Genomic DNA, 20426 nt, shown 5'->3' with positions numbered 1-20426 from the left:
TAAATACAACTAAATCAAATCATCATTGCTCACGCGTCTTCCATGCCGCCCACATCTGCGGTGGGTCGGTGACACGCTTATTTTTGATAACGATAAAGCAAACGATAATTATTATCAATTAAATTGTTAAGAAATATATCTTTGTTTCAGCGTGCGGGAATAAAAAAGCCCGCTCGAATGAGCGGGCTGAAAGAGAGGACGTGCGGTTATTTTTTAAATCGTTCCGGGAATTCCATTTCACTGTAGCGAACGAAGTGTGTTCCTTTCGTCAGTTTGTAGCCAAACCAGATTACCAGGAACAGCGGAATACCAATGTAGGTTGCCGTAACGGCGCCCCAGTCAATGGTGTCCGCCAGGAACGCTTCATAGTTCTGACCCAGAGTAATAATCAGGCACAGAATGAAGGCGAAAATGGGACCCAGCGGGAAGAACCCTGAGCGATACGGCAGGTTGTTAATATCGAGCCCCTGCTTGACGTAACCACGGCGGAAACGGTAGTGGCTAATGGCAATTCCCAGCCAGGCGATAAAGCCCGTCATACCGGAGGTGTTGAGCAGCCACAGGTATACCGTCTGGTTGCCAAACATTGAGGTCAGGAAGCACAAACCGGCAATCACCGTTGTGGCATACAGGGCGTTACGCGGAACACCGCCACGCGACAGTTTTGAGAAAATACGCGGTGCTTTACCGTCGCATGCCAGGGTATAGAGCATACGAGTCGATGCATACATACCGGAGTTACCGGCTGAAAGTACTGCTGTCAGGATCACGGCATTCATCACTGCCGCGGCAGAAAGCAGACCGGCGTGCTGGAAGACCAGCGTGAACGGGCTGACGCTGATGTCTTTCACATCATTACGCAGCAGGCTCGGATCGGTATACGGAATGATCAGACTGATAATCAGGATAGCGAACACATAGAACAGCAGGATACGCCAGAATACCTGACGGACTGCACGTGGAATATTTTTCTCCGGGTTCTCTGATTCACCCGCGGCGATACCAATCAACTCTGTGCCCTGGAAGGAGAAGCCGACGATCATTGCCACGCCGATCATGGCCGAGAAACCACCAGCAAACGGTGCATCGCCTATCGTCCAGTTACTCCACCCGGCAGGTTCTGCGCCTTTGAAAATACCAACGATCATCGCCACACCGACGACGATAAAGATGATGACGGTTGCCACTTTGATCAAAGAGAACCAGTATTCCGCTTCGCCAAAACCACGAACGGAGATGTAGTTCAGCAGGAAGATAACGGCCAGGAACAAAGCACTCCAGATCCAGCCCGGCGTATCCGGGAACCACCAGTTCATCACCAGTTGTGCAGCAACCAGGTCAACAGCAATCGTTACAGCCCAGTTGTACCAGTAGTTCCAGCCCAGCGCGAAGCCAAAGCCTTCTTCAACGTATTGTTGACCATAGGTCGAAAACGAACCGGATACCGGCATGTACGCGGCCAGTTCGCCCAGACTGGTCATCAGGAAGTAAACCATCAGGCCAATCAGGATATAAGAGAAAAGTGCCCCACCCGGGCCTGCTGCCGAAATTGTTGCGCCAGACGCAACGAAAAGACCTGTACCGATGGAACCGCCAATGGCGATCATCGTCAGGTGACGCGCCTTCAGTTCACGACGTAGCGTGGGCGCTTCTGTGGTTTTAATTTCTGAAACCATGTGAAAATGCTGTCCATTTAATAAATGAGGCGCGATTGTAGCAGACGATCCGCGTTCCTTCCGGCAGAAATAGGCAGTTATAAGAGAGCTTCATGACTCGGCCAGGATTATAAGCAACGCAGAAATCGGGTCTTTCCCCTCTCCCCCGTTGAGGAGAGGGGAAGATTACATCTCGCAGTAGCGCAGAAAACGCTGCAAAGAGCTGGAAAGATGCTTCTGACGATGATGGATACACCAGAGCGTGCGCACCAGTTTCGGCAGCGGAATGGGGACTTCGACCAGCGACCCCGTCTCAAGCTGTTCGGCAATGACCCGCCGGGAGAGGCAGCTAATACCTAAACCATGACGCACTGCATGTTTAATCGCCTCGGAGTTGCCCAGTTCCATCCCCAACTGGAACTGGGGCAGATGGGACAGTAGCAGGTAATCGACGATTTCGCGCGTGCCCGAACCCTGTTCACGCAGGATCCACTGTGCCTGCGCCAGTCTTTCCAGCGTGACTTCGCCCTGTAGCAAAGACGAAGCCGGGGAAGCAAACACCACCAGTTCATCTTCCAGCCAGGGTTCAGCAATGATATCAACGTTGTGGCAGGGTCCTTCAATAAGACCGATATCCACACGAAAATCGATCACTGCGTTGATGACATCCTGGCTATTGCCAACGCTCATCTCCAGCGGCAGGGTCGGGAAATCCCGACGGTAGCGGGCGATCACTTCCGGAAGGATGTAGTTCCCAATCGTACTACTGGCAAACACGCGGATCGCACCGTTGTCTTCACGGAACAACTGTTCGATTTCGGTAGCCTGTTCAAGCAATGCCAAAGCACGCGGGTAGAGCAGACGACCATGTTCGTTGACGACTAACCGCTTCCCAACCCTGTCGAAAAGCTGAACACCCAGTTGTCCTTCGAGATCGGTCAATGCCGCGCTGACCGCGGATTGAGAGAGGGCCAGCATCTGTGAGGCCTGTGTCGTCGACCCACTCTTCAGCACTTCGGCGAAAACTTCCAGCTGACGCAATGTAATGTGCATGGTTGCTTACCACTTATATAGATTAATTATAAGTATATAATCAATTTTATTTTTAAACCAGAGCGGCGTAGTCTTTAGCCAGACAAAGGAGAAGGTTATGTCAGAACTCACCTTACAGCATCATCGTACATTGTGGCACTTCGTGCCGGGTCTTGCGCTCAGCGCAGTGGTAACCGGCGTCGCGTTATGGGGCGGCAGCATTCCAGCCATCGCTGGAGCAGGCTTTAGCGCCTTAACACTGGCGATATTGCTCGGCATGGTCGTGGGAAATACCGTTTACCCACATATCTGGAAATCCTGTGATGGCGGCGTAATTTTTGCCAAACAGCACCTGCTGCGCCTCGGGATCATTCTTTACGGTTTTCGTCTTACCTTTTCGCAAATCGCCGATGTCGGCGTCAGCGGGATTGCTATTGACGTCCTGACCCTGACCAGCACCTTTTTACTGGCCTGTTTTATTGGTCAGAAAGTCTTTGGGCTGGATAAGCAAACCAGTTGGTTAATCGGTGCAGGGAGCAGTATTTGTGGTGCAGCAGCGGTGCTGGCAACAGAGCCTGTCGCTAAAGCCGAATCCAGTAAAGTGACAGTTGCAGTGGCGACGGTGGTGATTTTCGGTACGCTGGCGATTTTCCTCTATCCGGCTATGTATCCGCTGGTAGCCCACTGGTTTAGCCCGGAAACCTATGGCATCTATATCGGCTCGACCGTACATGAAGTCGCGCAGGTGGTGGCAGCGGGTCACGCCATTAGCCCGGATGCAGAAAACGCGGCGGTAATTGCCAAAATGCTGCGCGTGATGATGCTGGCACCCTTCCTGATTTTCCTGGCAGCACGGGTAAAACAGCTGGCTCCAGCGGGCAGTAATCAGAAAAGTAAAATCACCATTCCGTGGTTTGCGATCCTGTTCATCGTGGTGGCGATTTTTAACTCCTTCCACCTCCTGCCCAAAGCGGTAGTGGATATGCTGGTCACGCTGGATACCGTACTGCTGGCGATGGCGATGGCGGCGTTGGGTGTGACAACTCACGTCAGCGCGCTGAAAAAAGCCGGAGCAAAACCGCTGCTGATGGCGCTGGTACTCTTTGTCTGGCTGATTGTCGGCGGTGGTGCGATTAACCTTGTGGTCCATAGCCTGATGGCATAAACCACTACATCCTTCTCCTGTTAACCCGCTATCATAAGCATTTCGGGTTAACAGGAGTCCCTTTATGAAATATGTTGGAGCGCACGTTAGCGCTGCCGGTGGCCTTGCGAATGCCGCCATTCGCGCCGCCGAAATCGAGGCGACCGCTTTCGCCCTGTTCACCAAAAATCAGCGCCAGTGGCGCGCTGCACCGCTCACCACAGACGTGATTGATGATTTCAAAGCCGCCTGCGAGAAATATCATTACGGGCCGGGCCAAATCCTTCCCCACGACAGCTATCTAATCAACCTCGGTCATCCGGTTGAAGAGGCACTGGAAAAATCCCGCGAGGCGTTTCTTGATGAAGTCCAGCGCTGCGAACAGCTTGGGCTGACGCTGCTGAACTTCCATCCTGGGAGTCATCTGATGCAAATTGATGAAGATGCCTGTCTGGCGCGCATTGCCGAATCTATTAACATCACGCTGGATAAAACCAAAGGTGTCACCGCGGTGATTGAGAACACTGCCGGTCAGGGTAGCAACCTCGGCTTTAAGTTCGAACATCTGGCGGCGATTATCGACGGTGTTGAGGATAAAACCCGTGTCGGCGTGTGTATTGATACCTGCCACGCTTTTGCGGCTGGCTACGATCTGCGCACAACCGAAGCAACGAAAAACACATTTGAAGAGTTCGAGCTCATCGTTGGCTTTAAGTACCTGCGCGGAATGCACTTAAACGATGCGAAAAGCGCCTTTGGCAGCCGCGTTGACCGCCACCACAGTCTGGGCGAAGGCAATATTGGTCACGATGCGTTTCGCTTTATCATGCAGGACGCCCGCTTCGACGGCATTCCGATGGTGCTGGAAACCATCAACCCCGATATCTGGGCCGAAGAGATTGCCTGGTTGAAGGCGCAGCAGACCGCAGAACAAATGGCATAAAAAAAGCCGGGTGCAAATGCAACCCGGCTTTTTTGTTGTTTACCGCTTAGGCGGCTTTCGCGACCACTTCCGCTTCCGGACGTTTCAGCACGGCATAAGACAGACCCGCCACCAGCGTACCAGCAACAATCGCCATCAGATACCCCAGAACCGGGGTGATTGCACCTGGGATCAGCAGAACAAACAGACCACCGTGTGGAGCCATCAGTTTCGCGCCAATTGCCATCGAGATTGCACCAGTCACGGCACCACCCGCGATACAGCACGGCAGCACACGCATTGGGTCACGAGCCGCGAATGGGATCGCCCCTTCGGTGATGAAGCACAGACCCAAGACCAGTGCCGCTTTTCCGCCTTCCTGCTGGGCTTTATCGAACTTACGGCGGGCAACAATCGTCGCCAGACCGAGAGCCAGAGGAGGCACCATACCTGCCGCCATGATGGCAGCCATTGGTGCGTAGGTCTGGGTACTCAACAGGCCAACACCAAAGGCGTACGCCGCTTTGTTCACCGGGCCACCCATGTCGGTACACATCATGCCACCGAGGATTGCACCCAGCAGAACCGCGTTCGCGGTACCCATGGTTTGCAGCCAGTGGGTCAGACCCGCCAGAATACCCGCAACAGGTTTACCGATGAGGTAAATCATTGCCAGACCGACCACCAGGCTGGAAATCAGCGGGATGATCAGAATCGGTTTCAGCGCTTCCATACTCTGCGGCAGTTTCAGCTTCGAGCTGATCAGCTTCGCAACGTAACCGGCCAGGAAACCGGCAATGATACCGCCGATAAAACCAGAACCCGTGCTCACCGCCAACATACCGCCGATAAGACCAGGCGTCAGACCCGGACGGTCAGCGATGGAGAAGGCGATAAAGCCCGCCAGCACAGGCACCATCAGCGCGAACGCAGAACCCCCACCAATCTGCATTAAAGCAGCAGCCAGCGTCCCCTGCTCTTTAAATGCGGTGATACCAAATGCGAATGACAGCGCGATACACAGACCACCCGCAACCACCATCGGCAGCATGTAAGAAACACCGGTCAGCAGGTGGCGATAGGCGCCTGCTGACTCTTTCTTACCTTCCGTCGCACTTTGACTGGTACCCGTTGCCTGATAAGGCTTCGCTTCGACCAGCGCTTTATCAAACTCCTGAGCGGTCTTTTTCAGTGCCAGACCTGTCGAAGTGCGGTACATCGGCTTACCTGAAAATTTCGCCAGATCCACCTCGATATCCGCCGCCACAATCACCAGATCGGCTTCAGCCACTTCTTCTGGAGTAATGGCATTGCCGGCACCAACGGAGCCGCGGGTTTCAACTTTTACCCACCAGCCGCGCTTTTTCGCTTCGGTTTCAATGGCTTCAGCCGCCATAAAGGTATGAGCTACCCCTGTAGGACAGGCCGTCACCGCAACAATGCGTTTTGGTCCAGAAGCCGCAACCGGTGCCGCAGCAACAGGTGCGCTGTAAACAGACGCGTGACCTTTCGCTTCGCTCAGGAACAGTTCCGGGTGTGCCACCGCACGATTAATATCGCCCAGCCACACATTTTTGCCATTCAGCGCACTGTCAGCCGGGATTTTATCGCCCAGAACAATGACCAGTTCGGCATCGCCCGGGTTATCAATCATCTCGAGATGTGCTTTGTTCGCCGCCGCTCCCAGCAAGGTCTTCGCCATATAGGCGCGAGCCTGTCCGAGACCGGAGTCAATGATCAGCAGCGTTTTCATTATTCCTCTCCTGCTGTTAGTTAAAAGGTTTTAAGTCAACGCGCGCCATCATCGCGGCTAACTGGGTACGATCGGTAATACCGACATTGCTCTGGCTTACAGCCAGGGCAGCAACGGCGGTGGCAAGACGTAAAGTATGTTCACTGGATTCACGCATCAGCAGACCATAAATCAGGCCGCCAACCATTGAATCCCCTGCGCCGACGGTGCTGACAACATCGACCGACGGCGGTTTGGCGATCCATTCGCCAGAAGCGTTAACCCACAACGCTCCTTCTGCACCAAGAGAGATAACTACGTGGGCGATACCCTGCTCGCGCAGCGCATGGGCAGCATCAATCACATCTTTTAATTCTGGCAGCTTACGACCGGCCCAGATCTCCAGTTCGCGGCGATTAGGTTTCACCAGCCACGGCGACGCTTTCAGTCCCGCGACCAGTGCATCACGGCTACTGTCAAAAATAATGCATGGACACTGGCTGCGCAGGCGCGTCATCCAGTCGGTAAATGCTTCCGGACTGACGCCGGACGGCAGGCTACCGCTGACGCACACCATGTCGAACTGACCAAGCCAGGTCAGAGAATCGTTAACAAAACGCTCCCAGTCTGACGGCGTCACTTCGAAACCAGAGAAGTTCAGATCGGTCACTTCGCCGTCTTTCTCCGTCAGCTTGACGTTGATACGGGTGCGGCCCTGAACAACCTGAAAACGGTTGGCAATGCCCAGCTCGCTGAACAACTGCTGGAAACCATCCTGGTTATCTTTACCGAGGAATCCACCCACGGTGACATCAATACCAAGGTCCTTGAGCACTTTCGCGACGTTAATCCCTTTACCCGCAGCATGCAGGCCAGTGGTACGCACGAGGTTTACTTCGCCGCGCTCAATCTCCGGGCAAAACCCCACCAGGTCGTAAGCCGGGTTCAGCGTAATAGTCGCAACACGTCTGCTCATTATGCGCCCTCCCCCAGACCTGCCGCGATGGCGTCGCCAATCGCTTTCAGCGCCTGTTCAGCATCCGCACCCTGTGCGGTAAAACGCAGACGGTGACCTTTCTTCACGCCCAGCGCGACAACTTTCATCAGACTACGGCCGTTGGCCGGTTTACCTGTGCCATCAAGGTTGGCCACGGTGATCTCACTTTCAAATTGTTTAATGGTATTTACCAGCATGGTACCTGGACGGGCATGCAGGCCGTGTTCGTTACGCACCACAAATTCAGCGTTTAGAACATCGTCAGTCAGCGCATCATCGCTGGTCAGCAGAGCCAGCACCGTCGCCGCATCCGCGTTCAGCAGTTTTTCAGCTTTGTTATTCAGCAGCAGATCGCCCAGGCGCTTCAGCACGGAAACCGGCTGTTCATCGTTCATCGCCACGGTCAGCAGCATGGCCGCACGCTCGCCTTCGACGTCAAACGCATTAGCCGCACGGCTCACTGCGATAGCGCTACGCAGGTTGCCTTCAGCACTGTCGTTCAGCCAGATACCCTGACCGAGATTCAACGGCTTATCATTGATTACGCGCGTCACAAATGTGGCATCTGCTGCACCGGCTTCTTTCAGGCGACCGGCATTCAGCGCCTGGAGTGTCACCAGATCGGAGGCGACGACATCCAGCGTCAGCGTTTCATTATCCAGTTTCAGCGCTTCACTCTGTTTTTCGCCCATCAGCAAGGCGCGCAACTCTTCAGCTGTCGTTGCTGACTTTAACTGTTCAGCGACGGAATCATCGCTCAGGACATGCGTCAGCTGACGCAGCAGACCTAAGTGTTCGTCGCTGCTGGCAGCGATACCGATGGCCACATACGCCACCTGACCGTCACCCCAGAGAACACCCTGCGGGAACTGATAAACCTTCACCCCGGTTTTCAACACCTGGTCGCGGGTGTCTGTTGTACCGTGCGGAATGGCGATCCCATTACCGAGGAAGGTAGAGGTTTGCTGCTCGCGCGCCAGCATGCCATTTACATAGCCATCCGCGACATTACCCGCCTGCACAAGGGCAGCGGCAACCTGGCGAATAGCCTCTTCTTTATCCCCGGCCTGTGCGCCCGGGTGGATATCCTGAACAGATAACTGGAACATGGTTCTCCTCTCCTGCTGAACTTGAATCGTTTCAGCCTTAATGAGAAAAAATGCGCTAGCCTGCTCCGTTTGTTAAAACAAGATAGCGCTGAAACGTTTCAAAAAGTCTTGCGCTTTCTGCAATGCCTTGCAAGTAAACTCGTATTTCTGATCTCAGAATTTAGAGATACAGCACATTTCTTCTCCGTTCAGCTGAATTTTGCTGAAGTTCAGCAAGTCAGTTTCAGCTAAGGTCAGCCAGACCGTATGTAAGTTGAAATGCCATTTTGATTTTTCGTGGCGTAATTGACCGCACCCTCTGTTTATTTAATGACTGCCAGCGTAAACTCCGCCTCTCTCTGTTACTCGTTAATTATAAAACATGCATAACACCCCCGCGGCCACCTCGCCAAAACCCTTTGATTTAACTTCAGCAGCGTTCCTGATTGTTGCCTTTTTTACGGGTATTGCCGGTGCGTTACAGACGCCGACGCTGAGCTTATTTCTGACCAATGAGGTTCACGCTCGTCCGGCCATGGTGGGCTTCTTTTTTACCGGAAGCGCCATCATCGGCATTCTGGTCAGTCAGTTTCTGGCGGGCCGTTCCGACAGAAAAGGTGATCGTAAAAGCCTGATTGTCTTTTGCTGTCTGCTGGGGGTGCTCGCCTGCGTTCTGTTTGCCTGGAACCGCAGCTATTTCATTTTGCTGTTCATCGGGGTATTCCTGAGTAGCTTTGGTTCGACGGCTAACCCACAGATGTTCGCGCTTGCCCGCGAGCACGCTGACCATACCGGGCGTGAAGCGGTGATGTTCAGCTCGGTATTGCGTGCTCAGGTGTCGCTGGCATGGGTGATCGGCCCCCCATTGGCTTACGCGCTGGCGATGGGGTTTGGTTTTACGGTGATGTACCTTAGTGCGGCTGTCGCATTTGTGGTATGTGGCGTGCTGGTGTGGTTCTTTCTGCCGTCAATGCGTAAAGAGCCCAAAGTGGCAACGGGTGTGCTGGAAGCGCCACGCCGTAACCGCCGCGATGCTCTGCTCCTGTTTGTTATCTGTACCCTGATGTGGGGCACTAACAGCCTGTATATCATCAATATGCCGCTGTTTATTATTGATGAGCTGCATCTGCCAGAAAAGCTGGCAGGTATCATGATGGGGACAGCGGCCGGGCTTGAGATCCCGACGATGCTCATCGCAGGCTATTACGCTAAGCGCTTCGGTAAGCGTTTTCTGATGCGTATCGCCGCTGGCGCCGGGCTGCTTTTCTATATCGGTATGCTGACGGTACATACGCCGGGGTTGTTGCTGGCTTTACAGCTGCTGAACGCTATCTATATTGGCATTCTGGCCGGGATTGGCATGCTCTATTTCCAGGATCTGATGCCGGGTCAGGCAGGCTCAGCCACGACCCTTTATACTAATACCACCCGTGTGGGCTGGATTATCGCTGGTTCAATGGCCGGGGTCGTTGCAGAAATCTGGAACTATCACACGGTGTTCTGGATTGCGCTGGTGATGTGCACGCTGACGATTGGCTGTCTGACACGAATTAAAGACGTTTAAGGTGCGGTGAGCGATTCCAGCTCGAGCAGATACGTCATCGCCTGTGCTCGCGTGCTGCCACACATTTCGGCTGTTGGCTGAAGTCCGGAGCAAACCTTCGGGCGCAGGGGCGAACCAAAGATCATACACAGGTTAGTTTCAGAGAGCTGAACGCAGCGGGTATTGGCAGGCTTGCCCTCTGGCATTCCTGGAATGGGGCTTGAAATGGACGGTGCGGTACAGCACGCGCCGCAATCTGGACGACAATCCATAAACGCTCTCTTTCGCTGACGAAGGCCCGCGCAGTCGGGCATCGCGCGCACAGTAACACCTTTTGCGTATTGATAGCAAAAGCCACGAATTCCTCTTGCCTGAAAGGCCGCGCACGAGTAATTTGGCGCGATATTTTTTACCTTCCGTATACAGGATTACTGCAATGCCAAGAGCGAACGAAATTAAGAAAGGTATGGTACTGAATTACAACGGCAAACTGCTGATTGTGAAAGATATCGATATTCAGGCACCTAGCGCCCGTGGTGCAGCGACGCTGTACAAAATGCGTTTCGCCGATGTGCGTACCGGCCTGAAAGTTGAAGAGCGTTTTAAAGGTGACGATATCGTTGATACCGTGACCCTGACCCGTCGCTATGTCGATTTTTCCTATATCGACGGCAACGAATACGTGTTCATGGATAAAGAAGATTACACCCCGTATATCTTCACGAAAGATCAGATCGAAGAAGAGCTGCTGTTTATTCCTGAAGGCGGTATGCCAGACATGCAGGTTCTGACCTGGGATGGTGTGCTGCTGGCGCTGGAACTGCCTCAGACCGTCGATCTGGAAATCGTTGAAACTGCACCAGGTATCAAAGGCGCATCTGCAAGCGCCCGCAACAAACCGGCTACCCTGACTACCGGTCTGGTTGTTCAGGTCCCTGAATACCTGTCTGCAGGCGAGAAAATTCGCATCCATATCGAAGAAAAACGTTATATGGGTCGCGCTGACTAACACAAAAAACCCGGCTTTGCGCCGGGTTTTTCTTTTACAGCAATTCAGGATACTTCGTCATCTTCAGCGCCAGCTCTATGCCGCGCACTTCCGCCATCCCTTTCAGACGACCGATTGCCGAATAACCTGGGTTCGTTTTCTTACGCAGATCGTCCAGCATCTGGTGCCCGTGATCCGGGCGGAATGGAATAGGACGCACATCGCCAACCTGCTTACGACGTACTTCTTCCGCCAGAATGGCATCCACCACCGCGACCATATTCACATCACCGCCAAGGTGCGCTGCTTCGTGGAAGGTTTTGGGGTTCTCTTCACGACAGGTCGCGCGCAAGTGAGTAAAGTGAATACGATCGCCGAAGGTTTCAATCATCCGCACCAGATCGTTATCCGCGCGCACGCCGTAGGAGCCGGTACACATGGTAAAGCCGTTGTAGATGCTGTCTACCGTCTCTTTCAGCCACTGCATATCTTCAATGGTTGAAACGATACGCGGCAGGCCGAGGATAGGACGCGGAGGATCGTCCGGATGTATCGCCAGGCGAACGCCCGCTTCTTCTGCGACGGGTACAATCGCGCGCAGGAAGTACGCCATGTTTTCACGAAGCTGATGCTTATCAATGTCGCCATATTCCGCCAGACGCGCACGGAATTGATCCAGCGTATAACCTTCTTCCGCACCAGGCAGACCAGCAATGATATTTCGGGTCAGCTTTTCGATGTCCGCGTCACTGGCGGCGTTAAACCACGCGCGCGCCTGCTGCTGCTCTTCAGCGGTGTAATCCGCTTCGGCACCAGGACGTTTCAGAATGTGCAGTTCAAATGCCGCAAAAGCAATCTGATCGAAACGCAGTGCTTTTGAACCGTCCGGCATCTGATATTCAAGGTCAGTGCGCGTCCAGTCCAGGATAGGCATGAAGTTATAGCACACCGTATCAATGCCGCATGCCGCGAGGTTGCGAATACTCTGCTGATAGTTGGCAATCCAGGTCTGGTACTCCCCTGTATGGGTTTTGATATCTTCATGAACCGGAATGCTTTCCACCACAGACCAGGTTAACCCCTTCTCTGCCAGCAGCGCCTGACGCTTTTGAATTTCATCAACCGGCCATACCTGGCCGTTAGGAATATGATGCAGTGCCGTGACGACCCCCGTTGCGCCAGCCTGACGCACATCATCAAGAGAAACCGGATCGTTCGGCCCGTACCAACGCCAGGTTTGTTCCATTGCCCACCCCTCAAGTTGTTATACCAATATGTGTTAATGCGATGACGACTACCATACATGTTTACCATGAAGGGTCAATACACCGCCACACATTGATTGATCGAACTCACAGAACAGTGATAATTACGGCTCACCAATTTTATTTGTTGTCATATAACTTTACACTGGCATTGTTAATTAATGGTTAATCAGGTGTGTATTTCATGAAGACAATTGCCTCCACCGCCCTTCCTGCTCATGTTCAGCAACCCCGCTACGATCGTCAGCAATTACGCTCCCGCATCGTCCATTTTGGCTTCGGTGCGTTTCACCGCGCGCATCAGGCATTGTTAACAAACCGGGTGCTGAATGAAAAAGGCGGCGACTGGGGGATTTGTGAGATAAGCCTGTTTAGCGGTGATGTGCTGATGGGTCAGTTGCGTGCGCAGGATCATCTCTTTACCGTTCTGGAGAAAGGTGCTGAGGGGAATCAGCCAATCATTATTGGCGCCGTACATGAATGCCTGAACGCAAAGCTGGACTCTCTGCCTGCCATTATTGAGAAATTTTGTGAACCTCAGGTGGCCATTGTGTCGCTCACCATCACGGAGAAAGGTTATTGCATCGATCCCGCCACCGGTAAACTGGATCTGCAAAACCCGCGGATTATCCACGACCTGGAAAATCCATCTGAGCCGCATTCCGCCCCGGGGATCCTTGTCGAAGCACTCCATCGTCGCCGTGAGCGCGGCTTACCTGCTTTTACCGTGCTTTCTTGCGACAATATCCCTGACAACGGCCATGTGGTGAAAAATGCCGTGTTGGGCATGGCGCAAAAACGCTCTCCGGCACTCGCTGCGTGGATTGATAGCCACGTGAGTTTTCCCGGAACCATGGTCGACAGGATTGTTCCTGCTGCAACAGAGGCCTCACTGGCAGAAATCACCGAAGCACTCGGCGTTGAAGATCCATGCGCCATCAGCTGCGAACCGTTTATTCAGTGGGTGATCGAAGATAACTTTGTCGCCGGACGTCCGGCGTGGGAAGTGGCAGGCGTCCAGATGGTGCAGGACGTTCTGCCCTGGGAGCAGATGAAACTACGCATGCTCAACGGCAGCCACTCTTTCCTGGCGTATCTGGGGTATCTCGCGGGCTACGCCCATATTAATGAATGTATGGAGGACACAGCGTTCCGCGAAGCCGCCCGTCGGCTCATGCTGAACGAACAGGCGCCAACATTACGCATTAAGGATGTCGATCTCACCGCATACGCCGATAGCCTGCTTGAACGCTTTGCTAACCCGGCCTTGCAGCACCGTACCTGGCAAATTGCAATGGATGGTAGCCAGAAACTGCCTCAGCGAATGCTGGATGGGGTGCGTATCCATCTTGAGCGAAAAACCACCTGGCCATTGCTGGCTCTGGGCGTGGCTGGCTGGATCCGCTATGTCAGCGGGACTGACGAACGCGGAAACACAATTGATGTCCGCGATCCCCTCAGCGATAAAATCCGTGCGCTTGTTGTTGCCAGCAACGACACCGAACGCGTCAGCGCTCTGCTGGGGCTGAGCGAGGTCTTTGGTCACGACCTCGTGGAAAATAGCGTTTTTGTCGAGGCTGTTAGTCAGGCTTATCAGCGCATTGCCCGCCACGGTGCACGTCAGGCTGTTATTGAAACGTTAAATCTTTAACGATTATTGCGCTTAACACGAACGGAGAGTACCTCCGTTCGCCCTTCCCCTTCTCATTGCGCCCTTTTTTCGCCAGGATAAGAGATAATTGTTATAGCATCACAATTCTCTTCTGGAGCGCACGTGACCAAAACCAACCTCATCACCGGTTTTCTCGGCAGCGGTAAAACCACGTCAATTCTTCACCTGCTGGCGAATAAAGATCCAGCCGAGAAATGGGCCGTACTGGTCAATGAATTTGGCGAAGTGGGCATCGACGGCGCATTACTGTCAGACAGCGGTGCGATGATCAAAGAGATCCCTGGCGGATGCATGTGCTGCGTCAATGGTTTACCCATGCAGGTAGGACTCAATACGCTGCTGCGTCAGGGCAAACCCGATCGCCTGCTGATTGAACCCACCGGGCTGGGTCACCCGAAGCAGATCCTTGATTTACTGACTGCACCGGTTTACGAACCGTGGATTGATCTGCGCGCCACGCTGTGCCTGCTTGACCCTCGCCAGCTTCTGGATGATAAAGCGGTGGCTAACGAGAACTTCCGCGATCAACTCGCTTCAGCAGACATTATCGTTGCCAATAAAGAAGATCGCGCGACGGTTGAAAGCCAGGCCGCGCTGGACGCGTGGTGGCAACATTTCGGCGGTAATCGTCAACGGGTACAGACCACTCAGGGGAGGATTGATAGCGCCCTGCTTGATCTTCCTCGTCTGAACATAGCGGAACTTCCGGCCAGTGCAGAACATGCCCATAGCCATCCGGTGAAACAGGGTCTGGCTGCCCTCAGCCTGCCGGAACACCAGCGCTGGCGCCGTAATCTGAATAGTGGTCAGGGGTATCAGGCCTGTGGATGGATCTTCGATGCAGATACCGTTTTTGACACCATCGGGATCCTTGAGTGGGCCAGACTTGCTCCGGTCGATCGCGTTAAAGGGATCATGCGCACACCAGACGGGCTGGTACGGATCAACCGTCAGGGTGAAGATTTCTTCATTGAAACGCAAAATGTCGCCCCGCCGGACAGCCGAATAGAGTTAATTAGTGCGGTTAACGCCGACTGGAATGCCCTGCAGTCCAGCCTGTTGAAGCTTCGTTTAAGTTCGGGCGGCTAACGTTGCCCCTGTTTTCACTCTCTGTTGAACGTTATGACGACTCGATTTCCCCTGATATTACTGCTTAATGTCGCCGGTCTGGCGCTCTTTTTCTCCTGGTATATCCCGGCGAATCATGGTTTCTGGTTCCCGCTGGATTCTGCAATCTTTCACTTCTTCAATCAGGAGTTGGTGAAGAGCAATGCCTTCCTGTGGCTGGTCGCTATCACCAATAACCGCGCCTTCGACGGTTTCTCGTTGCTGGCAATGGGCTGCCTGATGCTCTCCTTCTGGTTGAAAGAGGACAAAGCGGGGCGTCGGCGTATTATGATCATCGGTCTGGTGATGCTACTGTTTGCCGTGGTCATTAACCAGCTGGCAACGGCGATTATTCCGGTTAAGCGCTCCAGCCCCACGCTCTTCTTCAGCGATATTTATCGTGTCAGTGAATTGCTGCATATTCCAACAAAAGATGCCTCGAAGGACAGTTTCCCTGGGGATCACGGCATGATGCTGCTTATTTTTTCCGCAGTTATGCTTCGTTATTTCGGCAGAAAAGCCTTCGCAATAGCCCTGATTATTTTTGTGGTTTTTGCTTTTCCACGCGTAATGATTGGTGCCCACTGGTTCACCGATATTGCTGTCGGTTCGCTCTCCGTTGTGCTGATTGCCCTGCCGTGGTGTTTGATGACACCGTTGAGCGACGGGATAATAGCGCTGTTTGATCGCTATCTTCCCGGAAAAGCGCAACAACAATTAAACAAATAACTAACCTAAATTAACGTTAGCTATCAGGGATCGACATGATCCCTGACGGGTCTCCCACCGCGATCTTTTCGCTTTGTCATATTCCTGTCATCACATTCATGATAAAAATGAATCAATTACGCGATAACGCAGCGGATCTGCCGGTATTTTGAGCAATTACATGTTTTTACTTTCTGTATCACAATTTCTTATAAAAAAAAGGCTTTTTTTACTCGCAATACCCCAGGCAATCGGTTAATCTCGAACTCGTTTTGCCCCATAGAGATAATTATTTCGCTGGCGCATAATTTTGTGCGCTGTGCCACAAATGTGAGCAGAAAGAATTGTCTCAATGTGAACAGATAATTAGTCTCGTCACGTTTGGCATTTTTATAACGATATTTGTCGTTAAGGACTTCAAGGGAAAATAAACAAAATGGTCAAATCTCAACCGTTTCTGAGATATATCTTACGGGGGATCCCGGCGATAGCAGTCGCGGTACTGTTATCTGCATGTAGTACATCGAACACCGCAAAGAATATGCATCCTGAGACGCGTGTTGTGGGAATGGAAGATTCCTCGTCACTGCAAGCCTCTCAGGATGAATTTGAAAATATGGTACGTAATCTGGACGTGAAGTCCCGCATTATGGACCAGTATGCTGACTGGAAAGGCGTGCGTTACCGTCTTGGCGGCAGCACTAAAACAGGTATTGATTGTTCCGGTTTTGTACAGCGTACTTTCCGTGAGCAATTCGGGTTAGATCTTCCGCGTTCGACGTACGAACAGCAGGAGATGGGCAAGTCGATTTCGCGTACCAAACTGCGCACCGGTGACTTAGTTCTGTTCCGCGCAGGTTCTACAGGTCGACACGTTGGCATCTACATTGGTAATGACCAGTTTGTACATGCTTCCACCAGCAGCGGTGTGACCATTTCCAGCATGAACGAACCGTACTGGAAAAAACGCTACAACGAAGCGCGCCGCGTACTGACCCGCAGTTAATATGGAAATTGTATCGTTGGTTATCCCTTGGCTGGCGATATGATGAAAAAAAGCACTGCTTCGGCGGTGTTTTTTTTTGCCCGTTACACTGAATACATTCAGCGGCAATTCAGGAACCACAACGTCTATGTTCACCCGCTACTTCTCCAGTAATCGCAAGATACTGATCCTCAGTATTATCACCGGCCTGATCACTGCCCTGCTCCTGGGGTCATTGCAATTTTTCTGGAGCTACCACAAGCGGGACGTTAAATTCGACACCCTGATCAAAGATATTAGCCTCTATATGGAGAGCTATTTTGGAGAGTTAAAAACCTCTATCGACATCCTCCAGCCGCTCACGTTGAACAATTGCCATGACGTCAATGCAGAACTGACCTCACGCGCAGCCTTTAGCCTCAACGTGCGCGCCTTCCTGCTGGTCAGGGACAAAATCGCGTTCTGCTCTTCCGCCACAGGCCCGATGAATGTCCCGATGGAGGAGCTGATACCCGAGCTGCACATCAATAAGCAGATCGATATGGCGTTGCTTCCGGGCACTCCCATGCTGCCCAACAAGCCCGCGATTGCCATCTGGTACCGCAACCCGTTAGTAAAAGATGGCGGTGTGTTCACCTCGGTGAATATCAATCTGGCACCTTATCTGCTCTACACAGCACGCCAGGACCAGTTCGCAGGCATAGCCATTATCATTGGCGATTATGCGCTAACGACGATGTCCAGCAAGCTGGTCAAAGCGCTTGATTTAGGTGAAGCGCCGAGCCGCATCGCCACGCTGAAAGACGTCCCCCTGACCATTAAACTGTATGCGGACGCCTGGACCAGCGATGACATCCTTTTTGCCCTGTTCTTTGGGTTGGTATGCGGTATTGCCGCCGGATCGCTCAACTACTATATCCTCAGCATACGGCTGAATCCGGGCAAAGAAATTTTAAGCGCCATAAAGCGCGGTCAGTTCTACGTGGTCTATCAACCTGTTGTGGACGCAAAAGAGCTGAAAATGCGCGGCATCGAGGTGCTGATGCGCTGGAAACACCCGACCATGGGTGAAATTCCGCCTGACGCCTTTATCAATTTTGCCGAAGCACAGAAGTTGATCGTTCCGCTGACGCTGCATCTTTTTGATCTCATCATTCGCGATGCACCAGCGTTACAGACCGTGCTGCCACCGGGCGCAAAACTGGGCATCAACATTGCGCCAGGGCATCTGCATGCGGAAAGCTTCAAAGACGATATGCTCACCTTCAAAGCGTTACTGCCGCCAGATCACTTCCAGATCGTGCTGGAAATCACCGAGCGCGACATGCTTAACCACCGGGAAGCCAACAATCTTTTTGAATGGTTACACAATGAAGGGTTTGAAATAGCCATTGATGATTTTGGTACAGGCCATAGTGCGCTGATTTACCTTGAGCATTTCACCATGGACTATCTCAAAATCGACCGGGGTTTCGTTAACGCGATTGGTACAGAAACCGTCACCTCACCAGTGCTTGATGCTGTGCTGACACTGGCCAGACGCCTGAATATGTCGACCGTCGCGGAGGGTGTTGAAACGCCGGAACAGGCTGCATGGCTACGCGAACATGGCGTCAATTTCCTGCAGGGATACTGGATTAGCCGCCCGATGCCCCTGGATCAATTTCGCAAATGGCGGCCTGACGTTTCCCCCGGCGGTGAATAATTTCACATTACCTGTGGCGTCACTTATTATTCAGCTTAACTGAGCCGGTCTGTAAAAGAGGGAGCCGCCGCGAGATGTTTATGCGTTTCATGTTGCTGTTGTTGGTATTCATGAGCCTGCCAAGCCAGGCGCAAACCATCAAAGAAAACATCGCATTCGCGGTGATTGGCGAGCCGAAATACGCGGTTAATTTTACACACTTCGATTACGTCAACCCGGCCGCCCCCAAAGGCGGGAAGGTAACACTTTCCGCCACGGGCACGTTCGACAACTTCAACCGCTACGCCCTGCGTGGCGTGGCGGCAGCACGAACGGAATCGCTTTACGATACGCTTTTTGTCACGTCTGATGATGAGCCCGGCAGCTACTATCCGCTGATTGCTGATAACGTGCGTTACGCGGATAACTTTGCCTGGGCTGAAATCTCGATAAACCCTCGGGCACGTTTTCACGATGGTTCACCGGTTAAGGCCAGTGACGTCGCGTTCACCTTTCACAAGTTTATGACCGAAGGTGTTCCCCAGTTCCGCATTGTATATAAAGGCGCGTCAGTCAGCGCCATCGCGCCGCTTACCGTGCGCATTGCGTTGAGCGAACCGAACAAAGAGAACATGCTCAGCTTGTTCTCGCTACCTGTTATGCCTCAATCGTTCTGGAAAGATCACAAACTGAGCGACCCGCTCTCGACTCCCCCTCTGGCAGGCGGTCCTTACCGCATCACCGACTGGCGAATGGGGCAATATGTGGTCTATTCCCGTGTCAAAGACTACTGGGCGGCAAATCTGCCAGTCAACCGCGGTCGCTGGAATTTCGACACCCTTCGTTATGATTACTACCTCGACGATAACGTAGCATTTGAAGCATTCAAAGCCGGTGCCTTCGATCTGCGCGTTGAGAGCAGCGCCAAAAACTGGGCCACACGGTATATCGGGAAAAATTTCGCGAAAGGTTACATCGTTAAAGATGAACACAAAAATGAATCCGCCCAGGACACGCGCTGGCTAGCATTTAATATTCAGCGTCCGGTATTTAATGACCGCCGGGTACGGGAAGCGATTTCCCTGGCCTTTGATTTTGAGTGGATGAACAAAGCGCTGTTTTACGGTGCCTACAGCCGTGCGAACAGTTATTTCCAGAACACGGAATATGCCGCGCGTGACTACCCGAAAGCCGACGAACTGGTCCTGCTGGCACCGTTGAAAGCGGAAGTCCCCGCGGAAGTGTTCACCTCGGTGTTTCAGCCGCCCGTGTCGAACGGTGACGGCTATGACCGAGCCAACCTGCTGAAAGCCAGCAAGCTGCTGGATGACGCGGGCTGGCCCCTGAAGAATCAAAAGCGTGTTGATGCCAAAACGGGTAAGCCTCTCAGCTTTGAACTGCTGCTTTCGTCCGGGGGCAACGATCAGTGGGTACTGCCGTTTAAGCACAACCTTGAGCGGCTGGGCGTAACCATGAACATTCGCCAGGTTGATAACGCGCAGATTACCAATCGCATGCGCAGCCGCGATTACGACATGATGCAGCGCTTGTGGCCCGCACAGCCGTGGCCAAGCTCCGATCTGCAAATTTCATGGGCCTCCAGCTACATCGACTCCTCATATAATGCCCCTGGGGTAAAAAGCCCGGCGATTGATGCACTGATTGCGAAAATAGTGGCGGCGCAGGGGGATAAAGAAAAGCTCCTGCCGCTCGGGCAGGCGCTCGACAGGGTCTTAACCTGGAACTACTACATGCTTCCGATGTGGTATATGGGTGAAGATCGTCTTGCTCGCTGGGACAAGTTCTCCGTGCCTTCCGTACGCCCTGTCTATTCACTGGGCTTCGATACCTGGTGGTATGACGTCAACAAAGCCGCCAGACTCCCCGCTGAGCGACGATAAGGA

At 52.9% G+C, this 20426-nt stretch carries 17 protein-coding genes; 10 read left to right on the top strand and 7 right to left on the bottom strand.

Going from position 1 to position 20426, the window contains the following annotated elements; translation table 11 throughout:
* Positions 1 to 206 precede the first annotated feature (206 nt).
* Complete coding sequence (locus tag HED65_RS05220; protein WP_114977705.1) at positions 207 to 1676, bottom strand: amino acid permease; 1470 nt, start codon at positions 1674 to 1676, stop codon at positions 207 to 209.
* 165 nt (positions 1677 to 1841) lie between these two features.
* Positions 1842 to 2708: a DNA-binding transcriptional regulator YeiE gene (gene yieE, locus HED65_RS05215; RefSeq protein WP_114977704.1), complete on the bottom strand. Its 867-nt coding sequence runs from the start codon at positions 2706 to 2708 to the stop codon at positions 1842 to 1844.
* A 97-nt stretch (positions 2709 to 2805) separates the two neighbouring features.
* Here yieE and HED65_RS05210 point away from each other — a divergent pair, with 97 nt between their 5' ends.
* Together HED65_RS05210 and nfo are read left to right on the top strand one after the other, a co-directional pair.
* Positions 2806 to 3852, top strand: a complete 1047-nt coding sequence (locus HED65_RS05210; protein ID WP_114977703.1) for a YeiH family protein — start codon at positions 2806 to 2808, stop codon at positions 3850 to 3852.
* 64 nt (positions 3853 to 3916) lie between these two features.
* Positions 3917 to 4774 (top strand): deoxyribonuclease IV, encoded by an 858-nt coding sequence (gene nfo, locus HED65_RS05205; RefSeq protein ID WP_114977702.1) that lies wholly within the window; start codon positions 3917 to 3919, stop codon positions 4772 to 4774.
* A 46-nt stretch (positions 4775 to 4820) separates the two neighbouring features.
* Here the strand turns inward: nfo and fruA are convergent, their stop codons facing one another.
* The 3 genes from fruA to fruB are packed head-to-tail and all read right to left on the bottom strand — an operon-like array spanning position 4821 to position 8591.
* Positions 4821 to 6506, bottom strand: a complete 1686-nt coding sequence (fruA, locus tag HED65_RS05200) for a PTS fructose transporter subunit IIBC (protein WP_114977701.1) — start codon at positions 6504 to 6506, stop codon at positions 4821 to 4823.
* A gap of 16 nt (positions 6507 to 6522) precedes the next feature.
* Positions 6523 to 7461 carry a 1-phosphofructokinase gene (fruK, locus tag HED65_RS05195; RefSeq protein WP_014170919.1) on the bottom strand — a complete coding sequence of 313 codons (939 nt, stop codon included), beginning with the start codon at positions 7459 to 7461 and terminating at the stop codon, positions 6523 to 6525.
* On the bottom strand, positions 7461 to 8591 hold the full coding sequence (fruB, locus tag HED65_RS05190; protein WP_114977700.1) for a fused PTS fructose transporter subunit IIA/HPr protein: 1131 nt from the start codon (positions 8589 to 8591) through the stop codon (positions 7461 to 7463). Before fruB ends, fruK begins: the two co-directional genes overlap by 1 nt.
* A gap of 361 nt (positions 8592 to 8952) precedes the next feature.
* On the opposite strand from fruB, the gene setB reads away from it, so the two are divergent.
* Positions 8953 to 10134, top strand: a complete 1182-nt coding sequence (gene setB / locus HED65_RS05185; RefSeq protein ID WP_114977699.1) for a sugar efflux transporter SetB — start codon at positions 8953 to 8955, stop codon at positions 10132 to 10134.
* On the opposite strand, the gene HED65_RS05180 is transcribed toward setB, so the two are convergent.
* Positions 10131 to 10385: a YkgJ family cysteine cluster protein gene (locus tag HED65_RS05180; RefSeq protein WP_032666680.1), complete on the bottom strand. Its 255-nt coding sequence runs from the start codon at positions 10383 to 10385 to the stop codon at positions 10131 to 10133. The two genes, setB and HED65_RS05180, sit on opposite strands and share 4 nt — an antisense overlap.
* A 164-nt stretch (positions 10386 to 10549) precedes the next feature.
* On the opposite strand from HED65_RS05180, the gene yeiP reads away from it, so the two are divergent.
* On the top strand, positions 10550 to 11122 hold the full coding sequence (yeiP, locus tag HED65_RS05175; protein ID WP_008500940.1) for an elongation factor P-like protein YeiP: 573 nt from the start codon (positions 10550 to 10552) through the stop codon (positions 11120 to 11122).
* 34 nt (positions 11123 to 11156) lie between these two features.
* On the opposite strand, the gene uxuA is transcribed toward yeiP, so the two are convergent.
* The gene (gene uxuA / locus HED65_RS05170; protein ID WP_114977698.1) at positions 11157 to 12347 is read right to left on the bottom strand and encodes a mannonate dehydratase; all 1191 of its coding nucleotides are present in this window, start codon (positions 12345 to 12347) and stop codon (positions 11157 to 11159) included.
* A gap of 203 nt (positions 12348 to 12550) precedes the next feature.
* Here uxuA and HED65_RS05165 point away from each other — a divergent pair, with 203 nt between their 5' ends.
* From HED65_RS05165 to HED65_RS05140, 6 genes are all read left to right on the top strand, one after another.
* Positions 12551 to 14017 (top strand): mannitol dehydrogenase family protein, encoded by a 1467-nt coding sequence (locus HED65_RS05165; RefSeq protein WP_114977697.1) that lies wholly within the window; start codon positions 12551 to 12553, stop codon positions 14015 to 14017.
* A gap of 123 nt (positions 14018 to 14140) precedes the next feature.
* Positions 14141 to 15127 (top strand): CobW family GTP-binding protein, encoded by a 987-nt coding sequence (locus tag HED65_RS05160; RefSeq protein ID WP_114977696.1) that lies wholly within the window; start codon positions 14141 to 14143, stop codon positions 15125 to 15127.
* A gap of 33 nt (positions 15128 to 15160) precedes the next feature.
* The gene (locus tag HED65_RS05155; protein WP_114977695.1) at positions 15161 to 15874 is read left to right on the top strand and encodes a phosphatase PAP2 family protein; all 714 of its coding nucleotides are present in this window, start codon (positions 15161 to 15163) and stop codon (positions 15872 to 15874) included.
* A gap of 415 nt (positions 15875 to 16289) precedes the next feature.
* A complete protein-coding gene (gene mepS, locus HED65_RS05150; protein ID WP_008500946.1) occupies positions 16290 to 16859 on the top strand; it encodes a bifunctional murein DD-endopeptidase/murein LD-carboxypeptidase in 570 nt (189 codons plus the stop codon).
* 127 nt (positions 16860 to 16986) lie between these two features.
* The gene (gene pdeN / locus HED65_RS05145) at positions 16987 to 18543 is read left to right on the top strand and encodes a cyclic di-3',5'-guanosine monophosphate phosphodiesterase PdeN (protein WP_114977694.1); all 1557 of its coding nucleotides are present in this window, start codon (positions 16987 to 16989) and stop codon (positions 18541 to 18543) included.
* Between the two features lie 74 nt (positions 18544 to 18617).
* Entirely contained in the window at positions 18618 to 20423 is a 1806-nt protein-coding gene (locus tag HED65_RS05140) for an extracellular solute-binding protein (protein WP_114977693.1), read from the top strand.
* Positions 20424 to 20426: the final 3 nt, after the last annotated feature.

This window comes from Pantoea sp. LS15 (assembly GCF_012241585.1).
Classification (GTDB): domain Bacteria; phylum Pseudomonadota; class Gammaproteobacteria; order Enterobacterales; family Enterobacteriaceae; genus Enterobacter.
The sequence above is the reverse complement of the archived record's forward strand: the minus strand, read 5'-3'. Positions and strand labels throughout refer to the sequence as shown.

Coding starts and splice junctions, on each gene's coding strand:
- HED65_RS05155 (WP_114977695.1), top strand. CDS start 15,161: ATGACGACTCGATTTCCCCTGATATTACTGCTTAATGTCGCCGGTCTG.
- pdeN (WP_114977694.1), top strand. CDS start 16,987: ATGTTCACCCGCTACTTCTCCAGTAATCGCAAGATACTGATCCTCAGT.
- yeiP (WP_008500940.1), top strand. CDS start 10,550: ATGCCAAGAGCGAACGAAATTAAGAAAGGTATGGTACTGAATTACAAC.
- uxuA (WP_114977698.1), bottom strand. CDS start 12,347: ATGGAACAAACCTGGCGTTGGTACGGGCCGAACGATCCGGTTTCTCTT.
- HED65_RS05140 (WP_114977693.1), top strand. CDS start 18,618: ATGTTTATGCGTTTCATGTTGCTGTTGTTGGTATTCATGAGCCTGCCA.
- fruB (WP_114977700.1), bottom strand. CDS start 8,591: ATGTTCCAGTTATCTGTTCAGGATATCCACCCGGGCGCACAGGCCGGG.
- setB (WP_114977699.1), top strand. CDS start 8,953: ATGCATAACACCCCCGCGGCCACCTCGCCAAAACCCTTTGATTTAACT.
- HED65_RS05165 (WP_114977697.1), top strand. CDS start 12,551: ATGAAGACAATTGCCTCCACCGCCCTTCCTGCTCATGTTCAGCAACCC.
- yieE (WP_114977704.1), bottom strand. CDS start 2,708: ATGCACATTACATTGCGTCAGCTGGAAGTTTTCGCCGAAGTGCTGAAG.
- fruK (WP_014170919.1), bottom strand. CDS start 7,461: ATGAGCAGACGTGTTGCGACTATTACGCTGAACCCGGCTTACGACCTG.
- HED65_RS05210 (WP_114977703.1), top strand. CDS start 2,806: ATGTCAGAACTCACCTTACAGCATCATCGTACATTGTGGCACTTCGTG.
- HED65_RS05220 (WP_114977705.1), bottom strand. CDS start 1,676: ATGGTTTCAGAAATTAAAACCACAGAAGCGCCCACGCTACGTCGTGAA.
- nfo (WP_114977702.1), top strand. CDS start 3,917: ATGAAATATGTTGGAGCGCACGTTAGCGCTGCCGGTGGCCTTGCGAAT.
- fruA (WP_114977701.1), bottom strand. CDS start 6,506: ATGAAAACGCTGCTGATCATTGACTCCGGTCTCGGACAGGCTCGCGCC.
- HED65_RS05180 (WP_032666680.1), bottom strand. CDS start 10,385: ATGGATTGTCGTCCAGATTGCGGCGCGTGCTGTACCGCACCGTCCATT.
- mepS (WP_008500946.1), top strand. CDS start 16,290: ATGGTCAAATCTCAACCGTTTCTGAGATATATCTTACGGGGGATCCCG.